Here is a 5,558-nt window from a genome sequence, read left to right as displayed (position 1 = left end):
TCATCAGGAACACTGAGTTTAAAATGGGAAAGTTATTTTTAGACCACTCCTTAACACCCCCGAGGGAGTTCTGAATCTCCAGATCATAAAGCCGCTGATACTCTTCGGCGATCTTATTCGGGGTAATATCCCGGTACTGCTCCCAGGCGTGGGGAACCACCCCCTGCTGATCGTCTTTTTCCAGGGCAAAATACCGGGTCGCCACCTCGCCTTTGGCAAAATCCAGCTCCCGCAGAAAGGCATAATTATGGGTCGCCACAAACACCTGCACGCCACGTTCTGCCAGCATCAGCAGCACCTTCGCCACATCCTGCATCAAAGACGGGTTCAGATTGGCCTCCGGCTCATCCCAGAACAGGGTATTGTTGGCAAACAGCGAGCCGTTATGAATCAGCTGCCAGATCAGCGCCAGCTTGCGATGCCCTTCCGCCACCAGGGAGATCTCCAGCTTGCTGTTACCGGCACTCAGCTGAAACTCCTCACCGCTGAGGGTCACCTTGCCTCCCACGGTTTTACGGATCAGCTCCAGCAGCGGCTGCTCATTGTTCAGGGGCATTCCTTTACGCACCGGTAGATAGGCCTGCTTGATAATGTCGTAATAGACCTCTTCAAAGGCCAGCTCATACTTGTCATACAGGGAGACAAACCCCGGCGCAAAGGAGAGCACCTCCTTTACCGGGATATACACCGGCGCATCTGCCGTGGCCAGGGAACCGCTCACCTTGAAATTATGGTGCCGGGTATTGTCAAAAGAGAGTTTCAGCTTTTTACCGTCAGTGGTTTTCAGGGTCACCACGGCGGTATCGGAACCCCGGGGACGATGCACCAGCCGGGAGATATTCCCCTTGCCCGGCCGAAACACATTCACCAGTTTCTTTTCCAGGGCATCTGCATCGTGCCCCTGCTGCTGCAGGCAGTAGATCAATTTCATCAGATGGGTTTTACCGGTGCCATTGGCCCCGATAAACACATTTACTCCTGCAGAAAACTGGAACTCCGCCTTTTTGAACGCACCAAAGTTATCCAGAACCAGCCGTTCAAACATAATTATCTCCTTATGACTTTGGTGCCGAACCGGTCACAGCCTTCACTTCTGCCAGCAAATCACCGAACTTACCGTAGTTCACCTTCACCCCATCGTCCAGATCCAGGGCGATGCGGCGGTCGGCGTAGTGCTTCAGTTTATCATCGAAGCTGCGCAGCTCGACCTGTTTTTTGGTCAGGGCAGCCCGCTCTTTTTTCAGGCGGTTGGCATCGCTGGTGGAGCTGGCGTGGTTGACCTGGTTTTCCAGCTGGTCCAGGTAGGCGTCGTACTTGCCCAGCAGCGGGGTGACGTACTCGGTGCGCATGCGGGCCAGGGTGCCTTCGTGGTAGCGGTGCAGGTAGACCAGGCACTCAAAGGCTTTCTGTTTGCCGGAGCTGAACAGCCAGTAGATGGGGCGTTTTTTATAGGTTTTCAGATGGTCCTTATAGAACTGGCTGGAGAGGTAGCGGCGAATGGTGGCTAATGCAGCTTCTCCTTTCTTGGGTTTGATGGCGTGGAGGCAGAGGGATTCCGCTACGAAATCGAGGTTCTCCTGCAAGTGGTCTTCGCCCCAGACGGTTTTGACAAAGTCCCGGAAGCGGTTGGTGGCATCGTCCTTAAACCATTCCTGATCGGTCAGGGGAATAATGCCATCGTCGTCGGCCGGGAAGGTTTGGTAGGCGCCTTCGGTGACCAGTTCGTTGAAGCCTTCGTTGGCGGCGTGGGCGTAGACCAGGCCTTCACGGTCGAGGGAGTAGCGGCCCATCATGCAGCCGAGAGCATAACTAATCAGCTCACATAGCGAGTCGGACTGAAAATGATTTTCCAGATCTTTTTCAGTAATGCCCTTACTGTCATACCGGTAGAAGGGATTAACCGTCAGACTAACCTGCTCAAGCGGTACTTGAGGTGAAATCTCATTATGAAAACCATAAGTATCAATAAAGATTCGGTTGTTATCTTCTTCCAGCATCTGCATTTCAGCAATGAATTGCTGATTTTTTGTTTGCCAAGTATCGAAACTCTCTTTAATTGTTCGTTTTTGACAATCAGCATCACGCAGTGGACTGTTTTTAAAATCTGATGCAGACTCCCTTGTATTCCAGTCTATTTTCGAAATATCAATCAATTTATTTGATAACACCTCTACACTATTAGTTAGTGATTTTGGAGAAAAAGGTAATGCACGAATATCACGAATTTTAACATGCAGAGTAGGGTTTAATCCTTTTATAATTACTTCTATTGCTTTTGAGTTCAAAAAAGCTAAAGCACTTGCTTCTGAAATATTTGAGTGCAAAAAGAGAGTGGGGCCTGTAGTTTCGTACGTATAACCTTCTTCAAGATATCGAAAGGCTGTCGAAGATGACGTAACATCAGTCCAAGTGATTCCTTTCAAATACCAATACTTTTCATCCACGATTCTTGCACTGTGATCTTTTCTATAAAACCTACGACTATCTTCTGACCAGTCTATAATGTGCTCTAAATTTCCATACCACTTTCTGAAGGAACCACCTTTTGCGCATGGCAGCCATCTCTTTTGAATACCAATATGATTAGAATTAACCTCCCAGATAAATCTTAAAAATTTATCATTATTTGTGGTTTTATTCTGTCCTTCTGTTTGAAAAAAATCACCAAAAGATGAAGAAGAAAATGCTTTCAAAACATCTATTGAAAACCAATATACAACAGGGCTCCCATGGATTTTTTTGAAGTCTTCCTGCTGTGTACCAGTAAAACGAAATTCTCGTTTTAACAGAGCCGCTCTTTTGGTTTCCTCGCTCCCTTCAATCAAACGGAAAAATACTGGCTGATAATGTTCCAGATGCCTGTTACGCACAATCCAGGCCGTTGTCTGGACAACCTCACCGGAAATCTGACTAAAAGCCCTTGCTCCCAGATGCGCCATAGTCACAAACGTTTTGGTATCTAACAGCCATTCCCGCAGCTTCTCGTAGCTAGACAAGAACATCCACGACTGCATATTCACCTGAGCATTAAAACCATTGTCATTCAGCAAGCTAAAAGCATGTTCCATAAAAATGGCAAACAAATCAGATTTACTATTGGGATACTGCTTTTTAGCAAAATCCTTCAGCGCAGCATTCATCCCTTTGCTGCCCATATACGGCGGATTCGCCACCACCGCATCATACCGCTGCGCCAACAACACTGCCTGATGCACAAACGGCAACAGCCGTTTTACAGCCGGTTTCTGCATAGAGTCGCCATTTTCAGCCAGCTCATTCAATGTGGCGAACAGCTCTTGCAACCCATCCAAATCGTCTGCAGGCACCTCAATCAACGAACCAAAAGTTTTCGCCTCCACAAATCGATCCAGTGTCGTTTGCAACAGCTTAAACGTACTATCTCCGTTCATCCTGAGCGAAGCCGAAGGGTGGTGCTCCCATCCTTCGACAGGCTCAGGATGAACGGAGTCCGGAGTATCTGCAAACAGTTGTGATGAAGCGCCGGTCTGCCAGTCACCACTAAGGTTCAGCGCCTGCCACAGTTTATCCAGATCAATGCCCGCACTCTCCTGCAAAGCAAGCACATTCAGTTTCACATTACGGCTGAAAATCCGCTTGTCATCCTCCCGCGCCATCATCATCAGGGCAAAACCCGCCAGCTGGGCGGCACGGTCATCAATATCCAGCCCAAACAGATTGTTCTCCAGAATCAGCTGGGGAATATCCCGGCTGCGGTAGCCCCGTTCCTCGTAAATCGCCTTGAGCACATTGTAGGCTTCAATCAGGATATGACCGGAGCCACAGGCCGGGTCAAGCACTTTGATGGTTTCCGGATCAATGGCATCGGGGGTGATGGCTTTCAGCTGTGCCACCACTTCCGGCGTCTGCTCCGCCGGTTCGATATAGTATTCCATCTGGCTTTTAATGGCGGAATCCGGATAGGTTTGCAACCACTGTCGCCCAACCGAGTTCTGCACCAGATATTTGACAATCCAGTTGGGGGTAAACAGCTGGGTAGCGGCGGGAATATCTTCGCTCTTCACCACCTTGCCGATCACCTGATCCTTTTTCTCAGAGATATAGAACTGGTAGAGCCAGCCAATCACCTCCACCGGCTGCCAGTCCGCTTCCGGTACGCTATCCACCAACCCGCGCAGAATGGAGTCGGTGCGGGTCAGGTTATCGGGCAGCAGCAGTTCGGTGTCGTCGTCCAGCGCTTCAAACAGAAACGGCATCGCTTCGTGCAGTTTATGGCACTGGCCCAGCAGCAGTTCCCGATAGAGCTGCTCATCTTTATTGCCCGCCAGTTTCAGCTCCACCACCCGGCCACGGTCCAGCCCCAGCTCCTCGGCGGCATCCTGGGCATGGTCAAGAATTTCAAAACCCTTCTCACTGGTCGGATGAGAAAGCACCCGCAACCCATGGTCCAGATAGTCGTGCAGCTCCATAAAACGAATGGCACAAAGCCGGTTAAACCAGGTATACGCCATCTGCTCCACCAGCTGTTGCAAACCGAGGGTTTCGCACCGCGCCACCAACCGGTTCCGGGGCCGGGCCAGCTGGCTGTCAAAAGAGTTGCCATCAATCTGCATCACCGAGCCACTGATCACCGGCTCAGAGATGTGCAAATGGCCTTTTTTATCGGCACTGATACCCAACAGATTCAAACGACGGGTAACCGCTTCCATAAACTCACGACGAGCTTTAGGCGCGTATTTTTTCAGGTTGGAGGTGTTCATTGGTGGGTTCCGTTGTTTCCACGGCTCGACGCCTCGTTCCCACGCTCCCTGTGGGAATGCATACGGTGAGTGACGACAAACTCCGCAGGAGCGTGGTACACAGGTCAGGTTCAGGTATGCATTCCCACGGGGACCGTGGGAACGAGTGGAAGGTTATAAAGATGGGTTGATGTTGCTACTCGGTTACCGAGCCGCAAATATTTTGAATAGCTTGCTTCACGTCGTCTCTGAACTGGTTAAAGCTGGGCATATCCATTTGCTCCAGCTCTATCTCCAGTACCAATTGGCAAAGCAACTCACGGTTCGTTCGTTCAATCTTTAATGCCGCTGCCAGCAACTGTTTTGGTGAACGATCGGGGGAATCCTGGTTGCCGGAAAGCGTCGTTTCCAACTGGCCACCATTCTGATAAGGCACTTCCTTTGCATGACAATACCACCAGGCTTCGGATGTCGGCTTGGGCACCATGGCAAGCCCCATATCAGTAATGCCCTCACCGGAAACAACAACACGAGTTAACATTCAGCCCCCTTTGACAGGGAAATGAATAATTCACTGGCTTGCTCAATAACATCATCAAGATAAACATCAAGCATGGCTTCCCCAGGTGCGAGACAGTTCAATTTTTTCAGCACAGAAGGGATATTGAAAAAGGGTATGGCTCTGGACTTTCCATCCTGTCGCTTATAAATCAGTACGACTGATTTTTTGGCAACTTCATCTTCAAGGTAATTCAAAACCATAGGACTATGGGTAGTCACAATGATCAGGGCGCTAGAATCGGCTGTACGGACATTCATTGAATCACGAATTCGTGCTTC

Annotated in this window: 3 protein-coding genes and 1 pseudogene; all 4 read right to left on the bottom strand. The window is 49.8% G+C overall.

Going from position 1 to position 5,558, the window contains the following annotated elements; all coding sequences use genetic code 11:
- Positions 1-1,045, bottom strand: a 1,045-nt coding sequence (locus tag KDK14_RS04040; protein ID WP_257263737.1) for an ATP/GTP-binding protein, incomplete at its 3' end; no start/stop codon positions are given.
- A 10-nt stretch (positions 1,046-1,055) separates the two neighbouring features.
- Positions 1,056-4,739, bottom strand: a complete 3,684-nt coding sequence (gene pglX / locus KDK14_RS04035; protein WP_257263736.1) for a BREX-1 system adenine-specific DNA-methyltransferase PglX — start codon at positions 4,737-4,739, stop codon at positions 1,056-1,058.
- Between the two features lie 175 nt (positions 4,740-4,914).
- Positions 4,915-5,259 (bottom strand): hypothetical protein, encoded by a 345-nt coding sequence (locus tag KDK14_RS04030; RefSeq protein WP_257263735.1) that lies wholly within the window; start codon positions 5,257-5,259, stop codon positions 4,915-4,917.
- Positions 5,253-5,558, bottom strand: a pseudogene (locus KDK14_RS04025) (hypothetical protein); the annotation flags it as partial. The pseudogene KDK14_RS04025 and the gene KDK14_RS04030, both read right to left, overlap by 7 nt.

Source organism: Endozoicomonas sp. ONNA2, from assembly GCF_024606365.1.
Taxonomy (GTDB): Bacteria; Pseudomonadota; Gammaproteobacteria; order Pseudomonadales; family Endozoicomonadaceae; genus Endozoicomonas.
This window is presented reverse-complemented; position numbering and strand designations above follow the sequence as displayed.